We start from the raw sequence: 21,788 nt of genomic DNA, 5'->3' as shown, positions 1-21,788 counted from the left end.
CCCTCACCCCTTATGCCTAACCGGGATTCGCTATGTCTATAGTCGGCATTGGCACAGATATCGTTGAAATCGCCCGTATGCAAGCGCAACTGGAAAAGTCCGGGCGTCTGGCTGAGCGTGTGCTCACTGAGGTGGAGCTGGCGGAGTTTCGTCAGAGTAAGTTTCCGGAGCGCTTCCTGGCCAAACGTTTTGCTGCCAAAGAAGCGGCGGTCAAAGCCGCTGGTGTAGGCATTGGCAGGGGGATCAGTTTCCAGCAGATGGAAATTGGCCATCATGAGTCCGGCCAGCCTTGCTTGCGTTTGTCGGGGCAATTACTGACCCACTGTGAGCAAATGGGCGTGACTCACAGCCACATCAGCATCGCCGATGAGCAGCACTACGCCGTGGCAACAGTGATTTTGGAGCGTGTCTGATGGTACAGATTTATAAGGCGCCAAAGAAGCCTAAGTCCAAGCCGGTTGGCAAGGTCAGCCTGGTCATTGATGACATGGAGCATGGCGGTCTTGGGGTCTGTCGCAGCCATCAACCTGTGGTGTTTGTGGAAGGGGCATTACCTGGCGAGCAGGTGGATGTGCGCATCACCGAGCAGAAAAGCAAAGTCTGGCATGGCATTGCCACCAAGGTGCAAAAAGCGTCCAACGAACGTATTGTCCCTTTTTGTCCACATATTAACGACTGTGGTGGCTGTCAGAATCAGCATATCGGCCAGGCTGATTTATTGCGGCACAAAACAAAGGCTGTGGGAGAGTTGCTCTCTCGTCTTGGACATATCGATACACTGCCATGGCAAGCGGCGCTGATGGGAGCGGACAAAGGCTACCGGCGTAAGGCACGACTGGCCATTGATGCCCAGCGTGACAATGATGTACGTATTGGTTTTCGCGCCAAGGCTAGCGACAAAGTGGTGGGCATTCACGAATGTCAGGTGCTCACCAGCGCGTTACAAGCCCTGCTGCCAGCCTTGTTGCCGCTGCTGAAACGCCTTAAAGGGGTAAAACACCTGGGCCATATCAGTCTGTTTGATGCCGATAATCTGCTGCAGTTGTGTCTTCGCGTCACCCGCCCGCTTAGCGAGGCAGATCGCAACGCGCTGGTGGATTTTGCCGATAAACATGGTTGCCAATTGCTGCTTGAAAACAATCAGGGACAGTTCGAGCATTTGGCGGGGCCCCAAGGAGAAGCAAGCTACGCCCCAATGCCGGATATCAGTCTTAAGGTCGGGACCAACGATTTCGTGCAGGTCAACGGCCCACTAAACCAGGCGATGGTGGCACAGGCTCTGTCCTGGCTGGACATTCAGCCTGGTGAAAAGGTTTTGGATTTTTTCTGTGGGGTGGGCAATTTCAGCCTGCCCATGGCAAAACAAGGGGCGCAAGTCAGCGGCTTTGAAGGCCTGAAGCCGATGGTGGAAAGAGCTTTAGGCAATGCACAGGCACATGGATTGGATGCTCAATTCAAGCAAGTGGATTTATCCGATAGCAAACAGCTCGACGCCTTAATAAAAAGCATTGGGCAGGTGGATAAGATATTGCTTGACCCGGCACGAGCCGGGGCACAGGCCCTGATGCCATATCTTCCTCGTCTTGCACCTAAGCAAGTGCTTTATGTGTCCTGCAATCCGGCGACCTTCGCCCGGGATGCAGGTCTGTTGGTTGAGAAAGGTTGGCGACTGGATAGAATAGGTCTGATGGATATGTTCCCGGGCACCGCCCATACCGAACTCATGGCATTATTGGTACCCAAATAACCCGCCAGCGTTCTACAGGATAGAAAATGGTCTCAATTCGCAAAGTGCATAAACAGGTCAGCGTGCCATTCGAGGAATGGTTGACGTCTTTGCAACTGCCTAAAGGCACTGCCGACAAGCTACAAGCCTTGCAGGACCGTTTTAATTTGCCCAGTGCAGGACGTGAGATGGTGGAAATCCTGCACGAACTGCATATGGACGATGAGACTCTGCAAACGGCGCTGATGCTGCCCCTGGTGGAAGCAGAGCAGTGGACTGAGCAGCAGATCACCGATCGCTTGGGTGCCAATGTCTGGAAGCTGGTGGAAGGTGTGCGTCGCATGGCGGCTATCCGCAATCTGCACAGTAAACATGCCCGTAAAGACGAAGCGCAAATTGATAACCTGCGCCGTATGTTGTTGTCTATGGTGGAAGATGTGCGTGCGGTGGTGATCAAGCTCGCCGAACGGGTCTGTGCGCTGCATCAGGTGAAAAGTGCCGATGAGGAAACCCGGGTACTGGTGGCTCGGGAGTGCGCCAGTATTTATGCGCCTCTGGCCAATCGATTAGGCATAGGACAGCTGAAATGGGAGCTGGAGGATATGGCCTTTCGCTTCCTGCACCCTGAGACCTACAAGCAGATTGCCAAGTTATTGGATGAAAAGCGCGAGGACAGAGAGCGTTATATAGACGATTTCGTCACCAGTTTGCAGGCCAAATTAGAAGAGCAGCAAATTCGCGCCCAGGTCTATGGTCGTCCCAAGCATATATACAGTATCTGGAAGAAGATGCAGAAGAAGCATCTTGATTTTGACGAGCTTTTCGATATCCGTGCAGTGCGTATTATCGCCGACAGGCTTCAGGATTGTTATGGCGCATTAGGCACCGTTCATGCCAATTGGAAGCATATTCCACGCGAGTTCGATGATTATATCGCTACACCTAAACCTAATGGTTATCAGTCTATTCATACGGTGATTGTGGGACCGGCCGGCCGTTCGGTGGAAATTCAAATTCGTACCCAGCAGATGCATCAAGATGCGGAGCTGGGGGTGGCGGCCCACTGGAAATACAAAGAAGGTACCGCCGGCGGGCGTTCCGGCTATGAAGATAAGATTAACTGGCTACGCAAGATTCTGCTGTGGCAGGAAGAAATGGCCGAGTCGGGCGATTTGGTTGAAGAACTGCGTAGTCAGGTATTTGATGACCGGGTTTATGTGTTTACCCCCAAAGGCGATGTGGTGGATTTGCCTCTTGGCTCCACACCGCTGGATTTCGCCTATTACATTCATAGTAATGTGGGCCATCGCTGTATCGGCGCTAAGGTATCAGGTCGGATTGTGCCTTTTACTTACCAGTTGCAAACCGGCGATCAGGTGGAAATCCTCACTGGTAAACAACCTAATCCCAGCCGCGACTGGATGAATCCGAACTTAGGCTATGTGCATTCCTCAAGGGCCCGCGCCAAGATCCACACCTGGTTTAAGAAGCTGGACCGGGATAAAAATCTGGCCGCCGGTAAAGAGACACTGGAAAAAGAACTGCAGCGTGTTGGCCTGCCTGCCAAGGAAGCGGCTGAGGCTCTTGAGAAATTCAATATGGCCAGCCTGGATGATCTCTATGTGGCCATTGGTGGTGGCGATCTGCGTTTGAATCAGGTGGTTAATTTCCTGCAGCAGCGCCATGCGCCGCCGCCAAGCATGGATCCCAGAATTAAAACTCGCTCCGGTCAGGGGCAGGGTAAAGGCGCCGTGGTGGTCGAAGGCGTGGGCAATTTAATGACCCAATTAGCCGGATGTTGTCAGCCGCTGCCGGGAGACCCCATAGTTGGCTATATCACCATTGGCCGAGGCGTTAGCGTCCACCGCGAAGATTGTGAACAATTGGCGCATCTGACAGAGGAACATCCTGAGCGTATGCTGGATGTGCATTGGGCTGGAGCGCCCAGTGGTGCGTTTCAGACAGAAGTGGATATTCGCTGTGCTGACAGGGATGGCATCTTAAGAGACATCACCACGGTGTTGGCCAATGAGAAAGTCGGCTTGCTGGCGGTTAACAGCCACAGCAATCATAAAGATCACCACGCCCGAATTGTGCTTAAAATTGAGGTTAAGGATCTTAACGCGCTGGCCAAGATGATGGCCAGGATCAAGCAGATAAACGGCATTCATGAAATCAAGCGTATCGAGCACTAATCACCGGAGTTAGCCTTTGAAACAGCAGCCTGATCCCTCACATAGCGCCATCGAACAACTGCTTTGGGTGATGGACAGGCTGAGGGATCCGGTAGGGGGCTGTCCCTGGGATCTCAAGCAGGATTTTTCCACCATCGTGCCTTTTACCATCGAAGAGGTATATGAGGTGGTAGATGCCATCGAAAAGGGCAATCCTGAGGATATTCGCGAAGAGCTCGGTGACTTGCTGTTTCAAGTGGTGTTCTATGCCAGATTGGGAAAGGAAAAAGCCTGGTTTGATTTTGATGCCATCGCAGGGGGCATGGTGGAAAAGCTTATCCGCCGTCATCCCCATGTATTTGCCAACCAGGATTTTGATGAGTCACAGGTTAAAGCCAACTGGGAAGCGGAAAAGGCCAAAGAGCGTCAGGACAAATTAAGCGAGGGTATCGCCAGCCTGTTAGACAATATTCCGCAAACGCTGCCCGCCTTAAAACGTGCTGCCAAGTTGCAAAAACGTTGTGCCACTGTTGGCTTTGACTGGCCTGATACGGACGGTGTATTCGACAAAATCCAGGAAGAGATCCTGGAGGTCAAAGTAGAACTGAACAAGCCCCATCTTGATGAACAAGCCCTGGAAGAAGAACTGGGTGATTTACTCTTCGCTACCGTCAACCTTGCCCGTAAGCTGAAAAAGGATCCGGAAACATTGCTAAGGCGCGCCAACAATAAATTTGAAAAGCGCTTTCGTCAGGTAGAAGACCATATTCACAAACAGGGCAAACAGCTAGCTGATTGTAGCCTGGAGGAGATGGAAAGAGTGTGGCAGCGGGTAAAGAAGGACTAATTCTGTGGCTAAGCTGAAAATCCATCCCGATCAACTGCTGGTTGGTATGTATGTGAGATTGCCTTCGGGTTGGATGAAGCATCCTTTCCTGTTCAACAGCTTTAAGCTCTCCACCGATGAACAGATCCGGGTGATCCGCTCCCTGAAACTGCCCTTTGTGGTCATTGACCAGGATAAAAGTGATGTTGCCGTACCGCCCATGCCTAAAAAGCCTGTTGTGGTAGAGGCAGAAGATCCGGAAGTACTCAAACTCAAAGAGCAGATGGAAAGGGAGAAAAGGGAGCGGATTGAGCGCTTAAAGGATTTCCGTCGCAGTCTGCAAAGAACCGAGAAAGCCTTTCAACGCAGTATGATCCAGGTTCGCAACCTGATGGGCAAGTTGGGTAGCCGTCCACTGGAAGCGATTGAGGATGCCCAGCAGATGATCGGTGATATGGCCGATATGATCATGGATGAGGGCAGTGTGGTCTTGCACCTGATGAACCCAGACAAACAAGGTGAAGATCTCTACTTTCATTCGCTGAATGTCTCTGTGCTGGCCATGATGATGGCGAAGCAATGCAAATTGAGTAAGCAGGATGCAAAAGATCTTGGGCTGGCGGCACTGTTTCACGATGTGGGGAAGCTCAAGATCCCAACCTCGGTCCTGAGAAAGCCTGGCGCCCTGACTAAACCCGAAGAAAACCTGCTGAAGATGCACTGCCAGTATGGCGTCGAATTATTGTCGTTGTCCGATAACTTCCCCAAGTCACTATTACCTTTGGTGCTGCAACACCACGAATTTGAAGACGGCAGTGGTTACCCCCGCGGCCTTAAGGGCACGGATATGCATCCCTTGGCCAAGATCCTGGTCCTGGTCAATCAATATGACAATCTCTGTCATCCCAACCGGGGCGAGCCAGGTAAGATCCCTTATGCTGCGCTTTCTCATCTGTTTAAGCAGATGAAGGGCAAGCTGGCCGATCGGGAAACCAAGGTCCTGGTGACCTTGCTTGGTGTTTATCCACCGGGCTCTTTAGTTCAACTTACTGACAAGCGGGTTGGTATGGTGATGTCGGTGAATACCGCCGACCTGCTTAATCCCTCGGTGCTGCTATATGATGGCAGTGTACCCAGCACTGAAGCGCCGATGATCGATCTCAAGGACAGCGACGTCAAAATCGATAGGGTGCTCAAACCCGCCCAGTTACCACAACCGGTATTTGAATACCTCAATCCACGCGCCCGCATCAGCTATTTTGTGGATAAGGGCTGATAAGTCCCCGCATTTTTTTACTTAAAATTGGAGCCTTCTTTGGTGGAGATGCATTTCAATCGATGCTTCGTCCTCAACAATTTCCCATGTAAGCTTCGATATCCCTAACGACCTGCGCGACTTATGCAATACTTAAGCTAAAGAAAACAGCCAGTTGGTAAAGCGTCGTTTATCAGAGGTAGGATAAATCAGCGCTGCTTTGACGACATTCAAGGACGTCCTTTGCTGCCGCATAAACATTTCTTCAGTCTCAGATTGGCTCAGTTTCTGGCCCCGGAAACTATTGAGACCTTTGACAGCTGGCGTTTTATGGGCCGCGACTGGCTGGGTGAGGCATTTGGCGCAACCGAATTTTTGCGCTCAAAAAAACATCCGGATGAACTCCGGCTAATTGCCCTGGATATGGTCGAATTGCCCCTGCATAAAGTGGATGAAATTCTGGGGCGGTTGGGACTGGCTCTTCGACCCGGCATGGATGAACAAGAAATTATCGCGCTTTTTGGAAGCCCGCAAAAAGTGCATGATTTTCTGCCGTATCGTGAAACCCTGGATTATCACATCTCTAATCCAGAACCATATCAAATGTCCCTGACGTTGATTAAAGATCAGGGACTGTCCAGTCTTCTGCTGTGGGTTGAAGCTTGATATATCAGATAGCTATCAGCGCATAGCCGTGGCCTATCTCTTTGTTTTTTGGGTAACAGCCCCATATGCCTTTTTATCGGCCAGCGTTCTTGTTTGGCAATCCAGAGGCCAAGGGCGAATACCATCATGACTCCAATAAAAAGGGCAGCGTGTGCTGCCCGGTGTTGGCTGAACCTTATCTAGCTTGTTTTGGCCTTTACGCCATAAAGCCAGGCATACAGTACGGGAATAACCCCAAGGGTGAGAACGGTGGAAAACAGCAGTCCTGCCATGATAGCGATGGCCATCGGCTCCCACATGGCTCCTCCCCCCAGATACAACGGGATCAATCCTAACACCGTGGTGGCGGTGGTGAGCAGGATCGGCCGGGCACGCTGCAAAGCGGCACTGATAATGGCCTCGAAGTGTGCGACGCCGGCATCCAGTTCAATCTGGATCCGTTCCAGCAGAACAATGGCGTTATTGATCACAATTCCGGCCAGCGACACGATCCCCAGAATGGTCATAAAGCCAAAGTATGAGCGGGCCACCAACAAGCCGATGACTACGCCAATGAGTCCCAGCGGGATAGTAGAAAGCACGATCAGCGACTTACGTACACTGTTAAACTGAGCAACCAGCAACACCAGAATAATCATGCCGGCGATGGACAGCTTATCTGCAATGGACTGATTGGCTTTGGCAGAACTTTCCTGCTCACCGCCAAATGAATAGCTGACCCTGTTCTGCCAGCGGGGAAGCTGTTCTTGCAGCCAGCCATCTAACTGACTGACCACAGCGGCCGCATTGGCGTCTCCCACAAGCTGTGCTCCCAGCGTTACCGTACGGATACCATTACGGCGATACACTTTGGCAATGTCCCAGACCATTTCCACGCTGGCCACCTGGCTCAGGGGCACGGCATGGCCACTGGACTGGGCGTAGACGGATAAAGACTCTACCTTGCTGAGCGTCTGTCGGCCGCTGGCCTCGGTGCGCAGTAACACGGGAATTGAGTCTTCCTCCTCCCGGTATTCTGTCAGCTCCATTCCGGTGAGGCCGGATTGCAGGGAGATCGCAATATCCTGACTGGTGACCCCGGCGCGCTGGGCACGGACCTGATCGATGTCGATGCGTAATTTCTTGATCCGCTGTCCCCAGTCGTCGGTGACATTCTGCAACTGCGGCATCTGCCGCAAATGGCCGCGAAGTTCTTCCACAGCAAAAAATAGCAGATCTGAATCAAGCCCCGACAATCTTACTTCTACCGGGTTTTCCACCGAGGGACCATTTTCAATCAGTTTGAGTTTGAGGGTTAGATCCGGATGGTGATCCTGCGCATATTGGCGGATCTTCGCCATAGCGTTGGGGATAGCCGAAACATCAGACACATTCGCCACGATCAGGGCATAGTTTGAACTTGAGGGTTTAGGATTGTGGGAGAGCAAAAAGCGCGGTCCGGCATCACCCACATAACTGACCCAGTTGGTGATCCCTTCTGGACGCGCTTCATTGACCTGCAACTCGTCAGCCAGAAAGCCCTCCACCGCATCCACCACCGCTTCGGTACCTTCAATGGTGTAAGCGGTGGGTAATTCCAGTTCCATTTTGAAGTAACTGCGATCCGAAGGCGGGAAGAAGATTTTCGGCAATAAGGACAACCCGGAGATAGCCACGGCGAACACCGCAGAGGTGATCAATAAGGTGACGGCTTTATGTCTGAGCATCCAGCTCAACAAGTTACGATAGTACTCATAGGCCGGTTTATTCAATTCCTCGCCTGAGGGTGTGATTTTCAGGAATTTCACACACAACAGGGGAATAATGGTCAGGGAAATAACCCAGGAACAGAGCAGGGTGATGGTGACCACTTTGAACAGTGACGCAGTGAATTCACCTACATCGGACTCTGCCAGATAAATGGGCAGGAAGGCCGCAGAGGTGGTTAACGAGGCCGTCAGCAGCGGCACTTTAAGTTCATTGGCAGAGGCAATGGCGGCGTCCAGCGCTTTGGTGCCTTTCTCCATCTGCACCATGATGCTTTCGGACATGACAATGCCATTGTCCACCAACATGCCCAGGGCAATAATCAGGGCCGCTAAAGAGATCTGGTCCAGTCCTATGTCAAATAATGACATCACAATCAGCGACAGCAACATAGTGGTGGGAATTAACATGGCTACCACCAGGCCGGTGCGCATACCCAGGCTGACCAGCATCACCAGCGTGACCACGGCAATGGCCTGCAGCAGGTTAGACATAAAGTCCTTAACCTTGGCATCGACTTCGGCGGGCGAGAAATTCACCAGGTCAAATTCAATACCGTGGGGAAATCGTTGTTCGAGGCGGTTGACCGCAGCCAGCACCTGTTCACCCAGGACGATATTATTACCGCCCTCACGCATGGAAACTGCCACTGCCAGGGCGCGCTGACCACTGCTGTGTACCAGTGTGCTGGGAGGATCCACATAGCCGCGGGAAATATGAGCGATGTCCCTGAGCATCACCAGACGTTTACTCTGAGGCGAGGTGATAACGGTCTTTCCGATATCCTCCACAGATTCAAAGTTGCCGGTGGGTTCCAGCGCTATACGCTCATTGCCAAGGTTAAAGGCGCCACCGGAAATCACGATATTGCGGGCCTCTAACATCTGCGCCAGTTGATGGGGAGATATCCCCAACTCTGACAACCGGGCGTTGTCGTATTCCACAAAAATACGCTCTTCCTGAGCGCCGAGAATATCAATTTTGGCCGCATCGGGAATCTGTTGCAGGGTGTCTTTTACCTCATCGGCCACGTCCTGCAGGCGGGCATTGTCAAAGCCTTCGCCGGTGATTGTCAGCACAATGCCATACACATCTCCGAACTCGTCATTGATAAATGGCCCGCCAATGTTGTCGGGCAGATCCGGCACCTTGTCTTCAATCTTGCGGCGCAGATTGTCCCAGATAGGGCGCATGTCTTTATAAGCGGCTTTAATGTTGACCAGTACAATAGACACGCCGGTGCGGGACTCGCTTTTAACAAAGTCCAGTTCCGGGATCTCCTTCACGGCCTCTTCGATTTGTGCCGACACCAGCTGTTCCACCCGCTGCGGGCTGGCGCCGGGGAAATAGGTCAGTACCTGAGCGGTGCGCACAATAAAACCCGGATCATAGGCCCGTGGCATCTGGTTAAAGGTCTGAAAGCCGGCGAAGAAAATCAACACCAGCAAGACCAGGGTAATGCGGTTGTTCTCTATGGCTAGGCGAGTGATATTCACTTGGACCACTCCTTGCTGGTGCGCACGGTCAGTCCATCAGCCATCTTGCTCATGCCGGCGGTGACAACCCTATCGCCCAGGGTCAGCCCCGACGTGACCTGGATACCGTTTTGCGAGACTTTGCCGGTAGTGACTTGACGCACGCGCACAATTCCCAGTCCTTGTTCCTGCTCTTCCACCACAAAGACAATCCGTCCCTCATTGGTTTCCACCACGGATTGGGTCGGCACCATCACCACTGCGCTGTCTATGTCTTCCTGCTGTGAACCTCTGACGGTAACGGACATGCCGGGCAAAATATTCAAATCCGGCACCCTTGGCATACTCAGGGTCACGGTATAAGTTCGTGAACTCGGATCTGCTTCGGTGGAGACGGCCTGCAGGGCCAGTGGATACTGTTTGTCTGACAGTGAGTCAAATGAGGCGAAAATCTTCGATGCCCGATCCTGGCGTAACTTGATCATCACGGTTTCCGGAATATCCACTTTAATATGCAAAGAGGACAAGTCCTGCAGGGTGAAGATGGGCTGCATGGTGGACACATCTTCAAAGTTGTCCACATGGCGACGGGCGATGCGACCATCAAATGGGGCGGTGAGTTTGGTGTATTGCACATTCTGCTTGGCGGCGGTCAGGGCGGCCAGTGATGCTGCGCGCTGAGCTTCGAGCTTGTCATAGTCAGCCCGGGCGATAAGGTTTTGGCTCAGCAGGTTTTGGGCCCGGTTGAAATCGGCATTGGTCTGGTCAAACTCGGCCTGACGGCTGCTCAATTGGATCTGATAGTCAGTATCATCCAGTGTTGCCAGAACCTGGCCTGTGGTGACTGTGTCCCCTTCATTGACCTCCAGGGTCGCCAGTTTTCCGGTCACCCTGAATCCTAAATCGGCCGATTGGGCGGCCTCTACAACCCCGGGAAATTCTAACCAGTCCTGCACTGATTGGCGGCTGATGGTATAGGTATTTACCAGACGGGGCTGGACCTGTACTTCGGGGGCCTCAGGTTCGCTGCAACCACTAAGAGTGAGTACTAAGCCAAGCAGGCTGCCCGTGGAAAAAACGCCAAATGTTTGATGTCGCATCGTCACTGTCCTTATTTACTGGTCGCCGTAAACCTGTTGCCAGGTGCAAGGGGCGCTGTCAGAAGCGGAAAATTCGCTGATATCCTGTGTTGGCAATTTTGCCAACAGGCTTTGGGCTTCTTCACTGCCCTGTTGTTGTGCCTGGGTTAGCCAATAGGCGGCGACTTGCAGGTTGGCTTTGTCACTGCCTGCCACTGCTGTCACCGCCCGTCGTAGCAAGCGCACACCGTCTATGCGATCGCCACTGTGGATTTTACCCAGTTTCAAGGCCGCATCTGCATGGCCTTGCCTGGCGGCCATGCATAAAAACTCGGTGGCCTTAAAGTTGTCATAATAGCCATCCTGACTGTCCCCAGGCGTACAGCAATAGGCACTGCCTACCTTAAACTGAGCGTCGGCGTCTCCGGCCATCGCGGATTCCATATAGACTGCTCGAGTGTTTTCACTGTCTGCCGCTCGCACGCCCTCTGCTGCCATTCCCACACAACCTCCTAATCCTAACGTTGTACTCAGAAAAAGCACTAATACCAGCAAGTTACGCATTTTGATTTCCTCAACATTATGTTTAAAGACGATGAATGCCCCTGCAGTACTGCCTAAGTCTGCATCGGTTTGGTTGCCTAAAGTATGGGCCAATCAGTTGGATCTGTTGCTGGATGAGTAAGGTAAGGCCATCTGGCCGCAAGCTACCAATGACAAAGCAGCTTATTACTCGGTTACTAGGCGTCGTCAGAAATCTAACCTAAACAAGGTTGTTATTTTATCTTTGGGGTTTAGTTAAATTAATACTCTTGGTTCTGTTAACTTTAGAAAGTACCTTGCAACGTGACACCACTGGACAGTATGTCCCCAGCGTTGCCGGGTGAGAGCTGTGTCAGGCATTTATTCCGGTATCATTGCCGCCACTCCCGCCTTTGCAACTAGATAGTAACAACTGTCTTATATCACTGGCTTGCAGTACCAAATCCCTTACTGCATATGTGCTACATGCGGCGTCAATTTTGGGCTAATTCAGGTCTATTTTGATTAAAGTAGAAAATTGATACGTTAATGCTTAACACACTGATTTATATAGCTTTAGATGGGTTTCGATTAATACAGATGATGCGAGATTTTGGAAATGGCGTCCCCACCAGGAATCGAACCTAGATCTAGCCCTTAGGAGGGGCTCGTTTTATCCATTAAACTATGGGGACCTGGCATGGGCTTGTAAAAGAACCGACGGTTTGCCGGGCAGCTTAGCCGAGCGGCATTATTACTTAATGCCGCGCAGTTTTGAAGTCTGCCCGGAACAAGTGCATAAAAACTGCGCGATTCATCTATTCCTAGCGCTTTGAAACGAAGTCGTTAGGTTGGATATTGGAGAGTGGGGCACCGCTTACCGTCTCTACCACAGAGGAGTTTAGTGAGAGCTGAATGACCTGTACTTCTTCCGGGTGCAGTTGATATTGATAGTGCAGGTTGCCCATCGGATCGAAGAACTGCTTTAGCTTGAATAAGCGCATTCTGTCGCCAATGTTCACACCATGGGTCTTGCCCAGATTCACCGCAAGCTTCTCATTACTGCTTTGCAGTACTCTGCCATGAGCTGGTTGGCAGGCCACTTGTTCGTCAATACGCTGGGCTACGTCTTGCAGCAGGGCCTGAATAGCACGGCCATAGTTGGAGTCCCAAAAAATGCTGCTATTGGCATCTATGGTCGCGTGTGGTTCAAATGTCCATTCCGCCAAGGTGCTTATTTGCTCAGAAAGCAGAACTTCGCCGGTGATACCGTTAACAAGATGGAATTCGATGGCAAACGTGCGTTTGATGGGGGCTTGACGCCAAAACGTCAAAATATTGCCGTCCAACTGTTCACTGCTTAGGTCGACAATGTCCGCCACCAATACAAACTGTCCGCCTGCCTTGCGTGCCAACATGATGGCTTGCTGGCTCAGATCCTTGTCGGGGGTAAGATAGAAATGCTGCACAGAGTCGATATCAGCATTGCGGCTGGTAAGCTTGAAGAATTCTTTCAACTGGATGGGTACCGATTTACCCAAATCGTAGATTTGCCCAAGACTGGCTTGTTGCTTGTATCTTATGGGGAACCAAGCGGTGACAAGGCTTTTACGATAATCTGAACCATCACACATGCTTTCCTGCGGGAAAATATCGGCACGAATCGACACCGTAACGATATCGCTGCCGATATGCTCATCGATAAGCTCAACCCTATCGACCTCACCGCCGGCGCGAACTTCCAATAGATCGTCACGAAGTAATCCATCGGCCAGTTGTTGTACGCTACTGACCTTGGCCCCGGCGAACATCAACGCCTGTTTGATGGCTTCCTGAGTTGCCATTTTTCGTGCGTGCTGTTTGTCCCCATTGATAATCAGGGCCTGTCCGCTCGCTTCAAACCATACGCCATAGCTTGGGAAGGCCATCAGGCAAATAAGCAAAAATAGGGGTTTCACCACAATACCTCGTAACGCATGACAAGAATCCGTTATTAATGACACTGGACTTTGCAGGAAATGTGCCTATACGCATTATTGGTTTGTCATGGTGTTTTTTAGCATCTAGGTACGGTAATTGCAGTCAACTAAGTGACAAAAAGGTTAGTTGGCCATGCTGAGGCCCATTTTCGATGTGGAGAGAATGATGAAACTGAAACAATCTGCAGGGGTGTTAATGGCGTTTTTCGTCCTCACCGGCTGTTCTACCTTCTTCGACAAGCATGTGGAATGGGAATATGTGGAGCCTGAAGAATATCCGGTACTGACTGCGATTGGCTATGCCCCTATCGATGCTCAACGGGGCAATAGTGACAGTGTCAAAATGCTACAAGCTGTTAAAGCGTCAAAATTGGATGCCTACCGCGAATTGGCTGAGCAGGTGTATGGTCACAAGTTGTCCGGTCAGGAAACCTTATCCGATATGGTGCTGCAAGACGCCAGGTTAAAATCCAATGTGGATGGCGTTATTCGCGGGGCCCGCATTGTTAAAAGCTATCCCATCGGCGATGACACTTATGCCACTGAACTGGAATTGGATATGCGTCGGGTCTATGACATTTACCTGTCAACGGCCAAGCCTAAGCGTATTCGGGATGTGAAGTATTATTAGTGACGAGCTACGAGCTACGAGCTACGAGCTACGAGCTACGAGCTACGAGCTACGAGCTACGAGCTACGAGCTACGAGCTACGAGCTTGAGAGTTAAGCGCTGATACCGCCGCTTTTGGTGCCGGATTGTTTTTTGCCGGCTTTGTCGTAAGTCAGGCTTTCTTTAGCTCTGGCTTCCATAATCAATCCACGTAAATGCTCAAGACGTAGTTGCCCTTGTTCAACGGCTGTAGCATTGATCTTAGTGCGATATTTGCACTCTTCGACTTTGCTCAGGATCTGCTGTTTCAAATCGGCAATAGCGACATCTTCTTCGATGTCCGATGACAGAGCAGTTTTTAATTTCTCATCTAGCGCCTGAATAGCATCTAGCAGTGCTTCCTTTTCCTTGACCAAGGTGATCAAGGCTTCTGCATCCCTGTTACTAATTAGCGAAAGCTCTTGGTCCAGCAAAGACTGGAGACGATCCAAGTGGGTGAGTTGAATGGCTAAAGCTTCCGCAATCTGACTCATAGATTAGGACTTAACACCAAACAACTCGGCTTCCAGCTTGGCGATCTTTTGCGCCAGCACTTCAGGATTGATCCGATATTCGCCTGATTGAATCGCCTTCTTAAGACGATCCACCTTGGCCTGGTCAACCGGCGCATCATTGCCTTTCTTCTGCACCTGAGACAATTGCTGGGCAGATTGCGTTAGCGACACCGAATCTTGGCGTGGCGCCAGAGCGGCTGTTTGCGCTTTGGCAGCGCCGCTTTGCGCAGCCTGATTCTGCGTCTGTTGCTGCTGTTGCAGCTTCTGGCTTTCAATCTGAGCCTTGCTCATGTTGCCATTAATGTTGTTGACGGACATGGTTAATCACCCACTACCTGTAAAAACCTCTTAAGACTTTATCGGCAGCTAAAATTGATACTTTAATAGATTATCCTTTAACCTTTAATGAAATACCACTTTTGCTGCCTTCCTACCAAATCCATTTCATCAATGGGGCTTGGTACTTACTTTATCGGCGTCTTCTCAGGGAAGTTTATTCAGGCCTTAAAAATGTTTTCAAGCCTTCAAATACGCACGCTCACCTGATTGGGGCTGGTCACTTTGGCATCAATTATTTTGTTGGAAGATTGGTTCTTTACCATAATGGTGTCGCCCAAATTGCCGTCTTGCTGAGCGATGCCACTCGCTTTGATGCGAAGGCCCCCCATATCTGCATGGATAACGATGCTGTCACCTTTGCATACAAAGCAAAGTTGTGACGGCTCCACAGGTTGCCCCGGTCTTAATCTACGTTTGCTGCGGGCACCTAGCACTTCATCCTCTGAAGAGAAGGTTGTGCTTCGTAACTGACTTTTTTCCAGTTTTACCACTTCCAGGTTGCTGCTATCCAGCATTGTGCCCGGTGAAATGGCGGTCTTTACCACAACCACATCCTGCAGATGTGTCACTTTGACCATCACATACAAGAACCAGTTGGAACTGGGGCAGAAAACCCTGACCGTGACATTGGCCTGGCTAAGACTGTTGCTGTCTGTCTCTGCGTTAAGTGGCACGCTGCAATGGGGAACCTGGATGCGCTCATCCAATGGTGACATGGTTATGTCTACATTGGGGTCTCCCTGCACCTCAACATTGAGTGCAGTAGCCACGTGCTGGATGGCTGCTGCTTCTACTTGTGAGTGATTTACCGCGCTTGCCAATGCGCCCATCGATTGTCCGGCTACAAGCAGGGCAAAAGGTAAAAATCTCAATCTCTTCAGGATAATAGGCAAATTTTTCATATTCAGTTCTTGCCACTTTGTCTATGCTTATGAACAAATTCTTGTAACATAGTGAAGCCGTCAAAAGACTGGCGATACAAGAATCTCTACCTCGATGACGGCAAGTTTTGTGCCGGATCGAATTTATATTGAGGGGTGATGGAATGGCAGGCATTCTCGATTCGGTCAACCAGCGCACACAACTGGTGGGGCAAAACCGATTAGAGCTTCTTTTATTCAAGCTTAAAGGAAGACAGCGCTTTGGCATCAACGTATTTAAAGTGCGGGAAGTGCTGCAATGTCCTCCGCTGACCGCCATGCCAAAACTTAACCCTTTCGTCAGAGGTGTTGCCCATATTCGTGGACAGACCATTTCCGTGATTGATTTAAGTCTGGCCACCGGTGGTGGCAAGATCGAAGATCTCAAAAAATGTTTTATCATCATTGCCGAATACAACCGCTCGGTGCAGGGTTTTCTGGTGAGTTCGGTAGAGCGAATCATCAACATCAATTGGGATTCCATTCTGCCGCCCCCCAAAGGCTCCGGACGCGCCAGTTATTTGACGGCTGTGACCGAAGTGGATAAGGAATTAGTGGAAATCTTGGATGTGGAGAAAATCCTCAACGAAATCTCTCCACTTAAAACCGATGTCAGCGCGTCGGTTACCGAAGGCTTGGATCTCTCTAACATCAAAGACAAGATTATCTTTATCGCCGACGATTCTTCCGTTGCCCGCAATCAGGTCACCAAGGCTCTGACTACCCTTGGTCTTAATATTGTCGCCGCCAAGAACGGTATGGAAGCCCTGACTATGCTCAGAGAGCTGGCCAAAGAGACCGGCGATGTTACCGATAAGGTGGGTGTTTTGGTGTCTGACATTGAAATGCCGGAAATGGATGGCTACACCTTAACAGCGGAAATAAAAAATTCACCTGAGCTTAAGAACCTGCATGTGATCTTGCATACCTCTTTAAGCGGCGTGTTTAATCAGGCCATGGTGAAGAAGGTTGGCGCCGATGATTTTATCGCGAAGTTCCACCCTGATGAACTCGCCAACGCAGTAAAGAAATGGTTGGATTAACCCCTATCTGAGTAACCCAGTGCCAGAACAAGAATTAGGAAACCAAGATTATGTGACGTTCAGAGACTATCTGGAACGTCAGTGCGGTATTGTATTGGGTGACAACAAGCAGTATTTGGTGCGCAGTCGCTTGTCACCGCTATTGCGTCGCTTCGATATACCGGATTTGTCACAACTACTGAGAAAAGTGGTGAATGGCCATGATCGTACATTGCGAGAGGCGGTGATCGATGCCATGACCACTAACGAAACCCTGTGGTTTCGCGACTCCTACCCCTATGAATTACTGAAATCTGAATTGCTCAGCAAATTCAAAGGTAAGTCTGGCCCGTTGAAAATATGGTCGGCGGCCTGCTCCTCGGGGCAAGAGCCCTATTCCATCGCTATTTGCGTGTTGGAGTACCTGCAGCGCAACCCCGGCGCCTTCCCCGGCGGGGTACAGATTGTGGGAACCGATATTTCAACGGATATGCTAAGCCGCTGTAAGGCTGCAGAGTACGATAATCTGTCTTTATCCCGTGGGCTGTCAGAAGAGCGTAAGCGCCAATTTTTTGAGACGATGGACAATGGCTCTATGCGGCTTAAATCTCAGGTGACGGCGATGGTCAGCTTCCGTCCCATTAATTTGCTTGAGTCTTATGCTTCATTGGGCCGCTTCGATATGGTCTTCTGTCGCAATGTATTGATTTACTTCTCGCCGCAGGTCAAAACGCAAATACTGCAACAAATTGCCGCTTGCCTGCCGTCTGCAGGTATTTTGTTCCTCGGTGCCTCGGAATCCATGTCTGGATTGTCCGACGCCTTTTCCATGATTCGCTGTAATCCTGGCCTTTATTACCTTAAAAAATAAAGGCTTATGTCATGTCCTTGCCAGGGAAGGCGAGGTTTGCAGATTCAAATCAAGCACGTTTTCCCTTTTTGGCACATCAATTGCTTTGCTCTAGCCATAGTATTCCGCCATGGGAGAGCATAAATGGCGATCAGCTTAGACAAACTCGTTGGATTTCATCACAAGGCGCTGCAGGTCCGAAATGACCGCATGGAAGTGATTGCCGGTAATTTGGCGAATGCCAATACACCTGGGTACAAAGCCCGTGATATCGATTTCCAGTCCGCAATGAAGGCGGCACAGTCTGAGCGCTCGCAGCGTCTCAGTCGCACCCATGAGAAGCATTTTGATGTCCAGGTCCGTAACCCCGGAGAGTTAATGTACCGCGTGCCAGACCAGCCGGATACCGGCGACGGCAATACCGTGGATGTACAGACTGAGCGTAATAGTTTTCTGGAAAACGGCATGCGCTATCAAGCCACCATGGAATTTTTAAGCGGCAAACTGACCGGCATGAAAAAAGCCTTGAGCAGTGGGGGATAAGTAGATGAGTAGTTTGTTCAATGTGATGAATATTGCCAGCACTGGCATGAGCGCAGAAAGCGTTCGCCTCAACACCACTGCCAGTAATATCGCCAACGCCAACAGTGTCAGTAGCAGCTACGACGCCACTTACCGGGCCCGCAAGCCGGTATTTGCAGCCGAGATGGAAAATGCCATCGAAGCACAAAAAGGCGGCACCGGGGTAAAGGTCCTTGGTGTGGTGGAGAGCGACGCACCACTGCAGGTGGAATTTAACCCCAATCACCCTATGGCAGATAAAGACGGCTACATCTATAAGCCCAACGTCAATGTGGTTGAGGAAATGGCTGATATGTTGTCCGCTTCCACTGCCTATGAAACCAATGTACAGGTGGCAGATACCACCAAGCGTATTTTCAGACGCGTTCTGCAACTGGGTCAGAACTAAGGCCTAAGCGGGGATAAGCAATGAACACCATTAACAACAGCAACCTCTCAAACCTGCGTTGGCAAGAAGAAACGGGTGTGCCGGAAAACAAAAACGGCCAGTTGACCCAGGAGGATTTCTTCTCTTTGCTGACCGAACAGTTGTCTATGCAGGATCCCACCAAACCGGTGGACAACGATCAGATGATTGCCCAGATGACCAGCTTCACCATGGCCGATAGCCTGAATAAGCTCAATACCAACTTTGAGAATTTTGCTGCCTCCATGACTTCTAACCAGGCACTGCAGGCTTCAAGCCTGATAGGGCAGAACGTATTGGTGCTGGGTAACCAAGGCGTGCTCAAGTCCGGTAGCGACGTGTCCGGCGTGATTGTCAATGAAAAAGCCGGTCATGAGATGAAGATCACCATTGAAAACGGCATTGGCCAAACTGTACGGGTACTTGAACTAGGCTCCAATCAACCCGGCAATATCGAATTTAGCTGGGACGGTACCGATGGACGCGGCAATGTTTTGCCGCCCGGTGACTACAAGTTTACCGCCAGGGCCAAGGTTGGCAATGAAGTGAAGGAAGTTCCCCTGGCCATGCATCGTCATGTCAACAGCGTTAGTCTGGCTTCCAGCAGCCAGGGCGTGATTCTTAACCTTTCCGGTAATCAGAGCATTAAGCTAACTGACGTATTGGAAATTGGTGGTTAATTAGGAGACTGTTATGTCCTTTAATATTGCACTGAGCGGCGTCAACGCTGCACAAAAAGACCTGGATACCACGGCTAACAACATCGCCAACGTCAATACCGTGGGCTTTAAAGAGTCGCGGGCCGAATTTGGTGACGTCTATGCAGCCTCTTTGTTGGCTGGTGCCAAAACCAAGGTGGGGGATGGTGTATTGACCTCAGTGGTCGCTCAGCAATTTACCCAGGGTAGTTTGCAATTCACTAATAACGCGTTGGATCTGGCTATTACTGGTAACGGCTTTTTTGCTACTATTCCAGAAACCACATCCAGAGACTTCTCCTTTACCCGCGCGGGTATGTTTAAGCTTAATTCGGAAAACTTTGTGGTGAACTCCAACGGTCATCACCTGTTGGGGTTTCCAGTCAACGTTGATGGTAGTTCTGCTTCGGTTGCACTAAGCACTGCTCAGCCCATTCGTGTTCCAGATTCTTCCGGTATACCGCAGCGTACCCGTGAAGTGGATATTAAAATGAACCTTCCTGCAGGCGATGCAGCATTGAATCCGGCCGATTTCGACCCTACCGATCCGCTGACTTACAACGCAGCGACTTCGGTGACTATCTATGACTCTCTGGGGGATAGCCATGTTCAGACTTACTATTTTATAAAAGACGCCATTGCCGGACCTACTGCTAACCAATGGATAATGGTGACGGCCATTGACGGTAATTTGGTTAACATTACCGACGATGATGCCACAACGTTAACGGCACCAGGTGCATCACCCAACTCTGCCGGCACCAACACCGGTAATGCGGTGACTGGCTCTCGCCTTACATTTAGTTCTGGTGGTGACTTTATAGCGATTCAATCGGGTAACGGTGTTGCCCAACCGGATGGTAAGCTGACGACAACTGCACTAGGCGCAACTATTCTGTCCAACGGTTCAGATCCAACCCAGACAATTGTTATTGATTTCAATCTCAATACTACTACTGCCACGCCAAATGAACCCACTCAGTTTGCCTCTGGTTTTGAAGTGACTGCACTTCAACAGGATGGCTTGCCGGTTGGGCGTCTAACAGGCATCGATATCGGTCCAGATGGATTGGTGCGTGCCACCTATTCAAACGGTACCTCCTCTCCCCTAAGTCGCGTTTCCCTAGTGCGATTTGCTAACGAGCAGGGACTAACCCAAATTGGTAATACTCAGTGGAAGGAGAGTATTCTTTCTGGTGAAGCGTTAGCAGGTGAAGCGACTACCGGTACCTTTGGTACCATTAATTCCTCTGCTTTAGAGCAAGCCAACGTTAACCTCACGTCTGAGTTAATCGATATGATTATTGCTCAGCGTAACTTCCAGGCTAACTCCAGGGCCTTGGAAGTGAATAACACCCTGAACCAGACGGTATTGAACATCCGATAAAAATAAGTTGCTCAGGAGATAGACGAGGTGTGGTGAAAGCCCGCCTCGTCCTTTTTATTAGAGATGCCCGATAACCATTTCAGGCATCTTCCCGCATTTCAGACAGCCAATCCTTTGGTAGTAATCGCGAACATGCCCGCATGTAGATAGCGGGAATCTCTATCTCCCACATTGGCACTTTCCTTGCAGAATATCCTGTAACTAAGGTTTTCGAGTCAAAGAATCGTCATGGATAAAATGCTCTATATCGCCGCCAGCGGTGCCAAGCAGGATCTGCTGGCGGTCTCAATTCGCGCCAATAACCTGGCCAATGCGCAAACCAACGGTTTCAAAGCGCAACTGGAACAAGCCCGCGCGATGCCAGCATTTGGTGAAGGGTTGCCCACGCGGGTTTTTTCAATGACAGAAAGCCCGGCTAATGATTTTGAAGACGGCGCCATGATCCAGACAGATCGCGAATTAGATCTGGCAATTCAAGGTGATGGCTGGTTCTCCGTACAGGATGATCAAGGCAATGAAGCCTATACCCGGGCCGGCAATTTTCAGTTAGGTCCGGACGGTGTGCTTGAGGATGGACATGGTAATACTGTGATTGGCGATGGTGGTCCTATTTTCCTGCCATTACCGCTGTCGAAAATAGATATCGCTTCTGATGGCACCATCTCTATTCGCCCTCAGGGGGCGCCCGAAACTGTGCTGGCTGAGGTGGGCAGATTGAAGCTGGTCAACCCAGAGAAGCGCGAAATGATCAAAGGTGACGATGGTTTATATCGCATGCGCGACGGCAATTTAGCGGGCGTCGATGCCGATGTTCGGCTGCGCAATGGGATGCTCGAAGGCAGTAACGTCAACCCCATTGAAGAGATGGTCAGCATGATCACCCTGCAACGTCATTACGAGATGCAGGTAAAACTGATGGATAAGGCAGAGAACCTTGATCGCCAGGCAAACAGCCTGCTGCAAATCCTGTAA

General features: G+C 50.6%; 21 protein-coding genes and 1 tRNA gene. 14 read left to right on the top strand and 8 right to left on the bottom strand.

All coding sequences use genetic code 11. From position 1 onward, the window contains the following. Positions 1-32: 32 nt before the first annotated feature. From acpS to P2G88_RS08760, 6 genes are all read left to right on the top strand, one after another. A complete protein-coding gene (gene acpS, locus P2G88_RS08785) occupies positions 33-413 on the top strand; it encodes a holo-ACP synthase (RefSeq protein ID WP_275795486.1) in 381 nt (126 codons plus the stop codon). Further along, positions 413-1,747: a 23S rRNA (uracil(1939)-C(5))-methyltransferase RlmD gene (gene rlmD, locus P2G88_RS08780; protein ID WP_275795485.1), complete on the top strand. Its 1,335-nt coding sequence runs from the start codon at positions 413-415 to the stop codon at positions 1,745-1,747. Before acpS ends, rlmD begins: the two co-directional genes overlap by 1 nt. 26 nt (positions 1,748-1,773) lie before the next feature. Next, on the top strand, positions 1,774-3,921 hold the full coding sequence (gene relA, locus P2G88_RS08775; RefSeq protein WP_275795484.1) for a GTP diphosphokinase: 2,148 nt from the start codon (positions 1,774-1,776) through the stop codon (positions 3,919-3,921). Positions 3,922-3,937: 16 nt separating this feature from the next. After that, positions 3,938-4,747 (top strand): nucleoside triphosphate pyrophosphohydrolase, encoded by an 810-nt coding sequence (gene mazG / locus P2G88_RS08770; protein WP_275795483.1) that lies wholly within the window; start codon positions 3,938-3,940, stop codon positions 4,745-4,747. Positions 4,748-4,751: 4 nt separating this feature from the next. Further along, entirely contained in the window at positions 4,752-6,002 is a 1,251-nt protein-coding gene (locus P2G88_RS08765) for an HD-GYP domain-containing protein (protein WP_275795482.1), read from the top strand. 222 nt (positions 6,003-6,224) lie between these two features. Beyond that, complete coding sequence (locus tag P2G88_RS08760; RefSeq protein WP_275795481.1) at positions 6,225-6,647, top strand: hypothetical protein; 423 nt, start codon at positions 6,225-6,227, stop codon at positions 6,645-6,647. A gap of 179 nt (positions 6,648-6,826) precedes the next feature. On the opposite strand, the gene P2G88_RS08755 is transcribed toward P2G88_RS08760, so the two are convergent. The 5 genes from P2G88_RS08755 to P2G88_RS08735 all read right to left on the bottom strand — a co-directional run bounded on the left by P2G88_RS08755 (position 6,827) and on the right by P2G88_RS08735 (position 13,427). Continuing rightward, on the bottom strand, positions 6,827-9,889 hold the full coding sequence (locus P2G88_RS08755; protein WP_275795480.1) for an efflux RND transporter permease subunit: 3,063 nt from the start codon (positions 9,887-9,889) through the stop codon (positions 6,827-6,829). After that, a complete protein-coding gene (locus tag P2G88_RS08750; protein ID WP_275795479.1) occupies positions 9,886-10,968 on the bottom strand; it encodes an efflux RND transporter periplasmic adaptor subunit in 1,083 nt (360 codons plus the stop codon). The genes P2G88_RS08755 and P2G88_RS08750 overlap by 4 nt, the downstream gene beginning before the upstream one ends. 15 nt (positions 10,969-10,983) lie before the next feature. Further along, the gene (locus P2G88_RS08745) at positions 10,984-11,511 is read right to left on the bottom strand and encodes a hypothetical protein (protein WP_275795478.1); all 528 of its coding nucleotides are present in this window, start codon (positions 11,509-11,511) and stop codon (positions 10,984-10,986) included. A gap of 578 nt (positions 11,512-12,089) precedes the next feature. Next, positions 12,090-12,164, bottom strand: a tRNA-Arg gene (locus P2G88_RS08740). Positions 12,165-12,293: 129 nt separating this feature from the next. After that, positions 12,294-13,427 carry a flagellar assembly protein T N-terminal domain-containing protein gene (locus tag P2G88_RS08735; RefSeq protein ID WP_275795477.1) on the bottom strand — a complete coding sequence of 378 codons (1,134 nt, stop codon included), beginning with the start codon at positions 13,425-13,427 and terminating at the stop codon, positions 12,294-12,296. Between the two features lie 217 nt (positions 13,428-13,644). On the opposite strand from P2G88_RS08735, the gene P2G88_RS08730 reads away from it, so the two are divergent. Continuing rightward, a complete protein-coding gene (locus tag P2G88_RS08730; protein ID WP_275795551.1) occupies positions 13,645-14,079 on the top strand; it encodes an LPP20 family lipoprotein in 435 nt (144 codons plus the stop codon). 92 nt (positions 14,080-14,171) lie between these two features. Here the strand turns inward: P2G88_RS08730 and flgN are convergent, their stop codons facing one another. The 3 genes from flgN to flgA form a co-directional block, all read right to left on the bottom strand. Further along, positions 14,172-14,591 carry a flagellar export chaperone FlgN gene (flgN, locus tag P2G88_RS08725; protein WP_275795476.1) on the bottom strand — a complete coding sequence of 140 codons (420 nt, stop codon included), beginning with the start codon at positions 14,589-14,591 and terminating at the stop codon, positions 14,172-14,174. A 3-nt stretch (positions 14,592-14,594) separates the two neighbouring features. Beyond that, positions 14,595-14,930: a flagellar biosynthesis anti-sigma factor FlgM gene (gene flgM, locus P2G88_RS08720; RefSeq protein WP_275795475.1), complete on the bottom strand. Its 336-nt coding sequence runs from the start codon at positions 14,928-14,930 to the stop codon at positions 14,595-14,597. 206 nt (positions 14,931-15,136) lie between these two features. Then, positions 15,137-15,853 (bottom strand): flagellar basal body P-ring formation chaperone FlgA, encoded by a 717-nt coding sequence (flgA, locus tag P2G88_RS08715; RefSeq protein ID WP_275795474.1) that lies wholly within the window; start codon positions 15,851-15,853, stop codon positions 15,137-15,139. Positions 15,854-15,996: 143 nt separating this feature from the next. On the opposite strand from flgA, the gene P2G88_RS08710 reads away from it, so the two are divergent. The 7 genes from P2G88_RS08710 to flgF all read left to right on the top strand — a co-directional run bounded on the left by P2G88_RS08710 (position 15,997) and on the right by flgF (position 21,788). After that, the gene (locus P2G88_RS08710) at positions 15,997-16,914 is read left to right on the top strand and encodes a chemotaxis protein CheV (protein ID WP_275795473.1); all 918 of its coding nucleotides are present in this window, start codon (positions 15,997-15,999) and stop codon (positions 16,912-16,914) included. Between the two features lie 19 nt (positions 16,915-16,933). Beyond that, the gene (locus tag P2G88_RS08705) at positions 16,934-17,764 is read left to right on the top strand and encodes a protein-glutamate O-methyltransferase CheR (protein ID WP_275795472.1); all 831 of its coding nucleotides are present in this window, start codon (positions 16,934-16,936) and stop codon (positions 17,762-17,764) included. 123 nt (positions 17,765-17,887) lie between these two features. Further along, positions 17,888-18,286 (top strand): flagellar basal body rod protein FlgB, encoded by a 399-nt coding sequence (flgB, locus tag P2G88_RS08700; protein WP_275795471.1) that lies wholly within the window; start codon positions 17,888-17,890, stop codon positions 18,284-18,286. 4 nt (positions 18,287-18,290) lie between these two features. After that, entirely contained in the window at positions 18,291-18,713 is a 423-nt protein-coding gene (gene flgC / locus P2G88_RS08695) for a flagellar basal body rod protein FlgC (protein WP_275795470.1), read from the top strand. 20 nt (positions 18,714-18,733) lie between these two features. Continuing rightward, positions 18,734-19,411, top strand: a complete 678-nt coding sequence (locus tag P2G88_RS08690) for a flagellar hook assembly protein FlgD (protein ID WP_275795469.1) — start codon at positions 18,734-18,736, stop codon at positions 19,409-19,411. A 13-nt stretch (positions 19,412-19,424) separates the two neighbouring features. Continuing rightward, complete coding sequence (gene flgE / locus P2G88_RS08685) at positions 19,425-20,816, top strand: flagellar hook protein FlgE (RefSeq protein ID WP_275795468.1); 1,392 nt, start codon at positions 19,425-19,427, stop codon at positions 20,814-20,816. 228 nt (positions 20,817-21,044) lie between these two features. Next, positions 21,045-21,788 carry a flagellar basal-body rod protein FlgF gene (flgF, locus tag P2G88_RS08680; RefSeq protein ID WP_275795467.1) on the top strand — a complete coding sequence of 248 codons (744 nt, stop codon included), beginning with the start codon at positions 21,045-21,047 and terminating at the stop codon, positions 21,786-21,788.

Origin of the sequence: Aliiglaciecola sp. CAU 1673, from assembly GCF_029223185.1 — a bacterium.
GTDB lineage: Bacteria > Pseudomonadota > Gammaproteobacteria > Enterobacterales > Alteromonadaceae > Bowmanella.
This window is presented reverse-complemented; position numbering and strand designations above follow the sequence as displayed.

Coding starts and splice junctions, on each gene's coding strand:
- flgF (WP_275795467.1), top strand. CDS start 21,045: ATGGATAAAATGCTCTATATCGCCGCCAGCGGTGCCAAGCAGGATCTG.
- P2G88_RS08745 (WP_275795478.1), bottom strand. CDS start 11,511: ATGCGTAACTTGCTGGTATTAGTGCTTTTTCTGAGTACAACGTTAGGA.
- flgC (WP_275795470.1), top strand. CDS start 18,291: ATGAGTAGTTTGTTCAATGTGATGAATATTGCCAGCACTGGCATGAGC.
- flgA (WP_275795474.1), bottom strand. CDS start 15,853: ATGAAAAATTTGCCTATTATCCTGAAGAGATTGAGATTTTTACCTTTT.
- P2G88_RS08730 (WP_275795551.1), top strand. CDS start 13,645: ATGGCGTTTTTCGTCCTCACCGGCTGTTCTACCTTCTTCGACAAGCAT.
- P2G88_RS08690 (WP_275795469.1), top strand. CDS start 18,734: ATGAACACCATTAACAACAGCAACCTCTCAAACCTGCGTTGGCAAGAA.
- rlmD (WP_275795485.1), top strand. CDS start 413: ATGGTACAGATTTATAAGGCGCCAAAGAAGCCTAAGTCCAAGCCGGTT.
- flgN (WP_275795476.1), bottom strand. CDS start 14,591: ATGAGTCAGATTGCGGAAGCTTTAGCCATTCAACTCACCCACTTGGAT.
- flgB (WP_275795471.1), top strand. CDS start 17,888: ATGGCGATCAGCTTAGACAAACTCGTTGGATTTCATCACAAGGCGCTG.
- flgE (WP_275795468.1), top strand. CDS start 19,425: ATGTCCTTTAATATTGCACTGAGCGGCGTCAACGCTGCACAAAAAGAC.
- P2G88_RS08710 (WP_275795473.1), top strand. CDS start 15,997: ATGGCAGGCATTCTCGATTCGGTCAACCAGCGCACACAACTGGTGGGG.
- P2G88_RS08750 (WP_275795479.1), bottom strand. CDS start 10,968: ATGCGACATCAAACATTTGGCGTTTTTTCCACGGGCAGCCTGCTTGGC.
- relA (WP_275795484.1), top strand. CDS start 1,774: ATGGTCTCAATTCGCAAAGTGCATAAACAGGTCAGCGTGCCATTCGAG.
- flgM (WP_275795475.1), bottom strand. CDS start 14,930: ATGTCCGTCAACAACATTAATGGCAACATGAGCAAGGCTCAGATTGAA.
- acpS (WP_275795486.1), top strand. CDS start 33: ATGTCTATAGTCGGCATTGGCACAGATATCGTTGAAATCGCCCGTATG.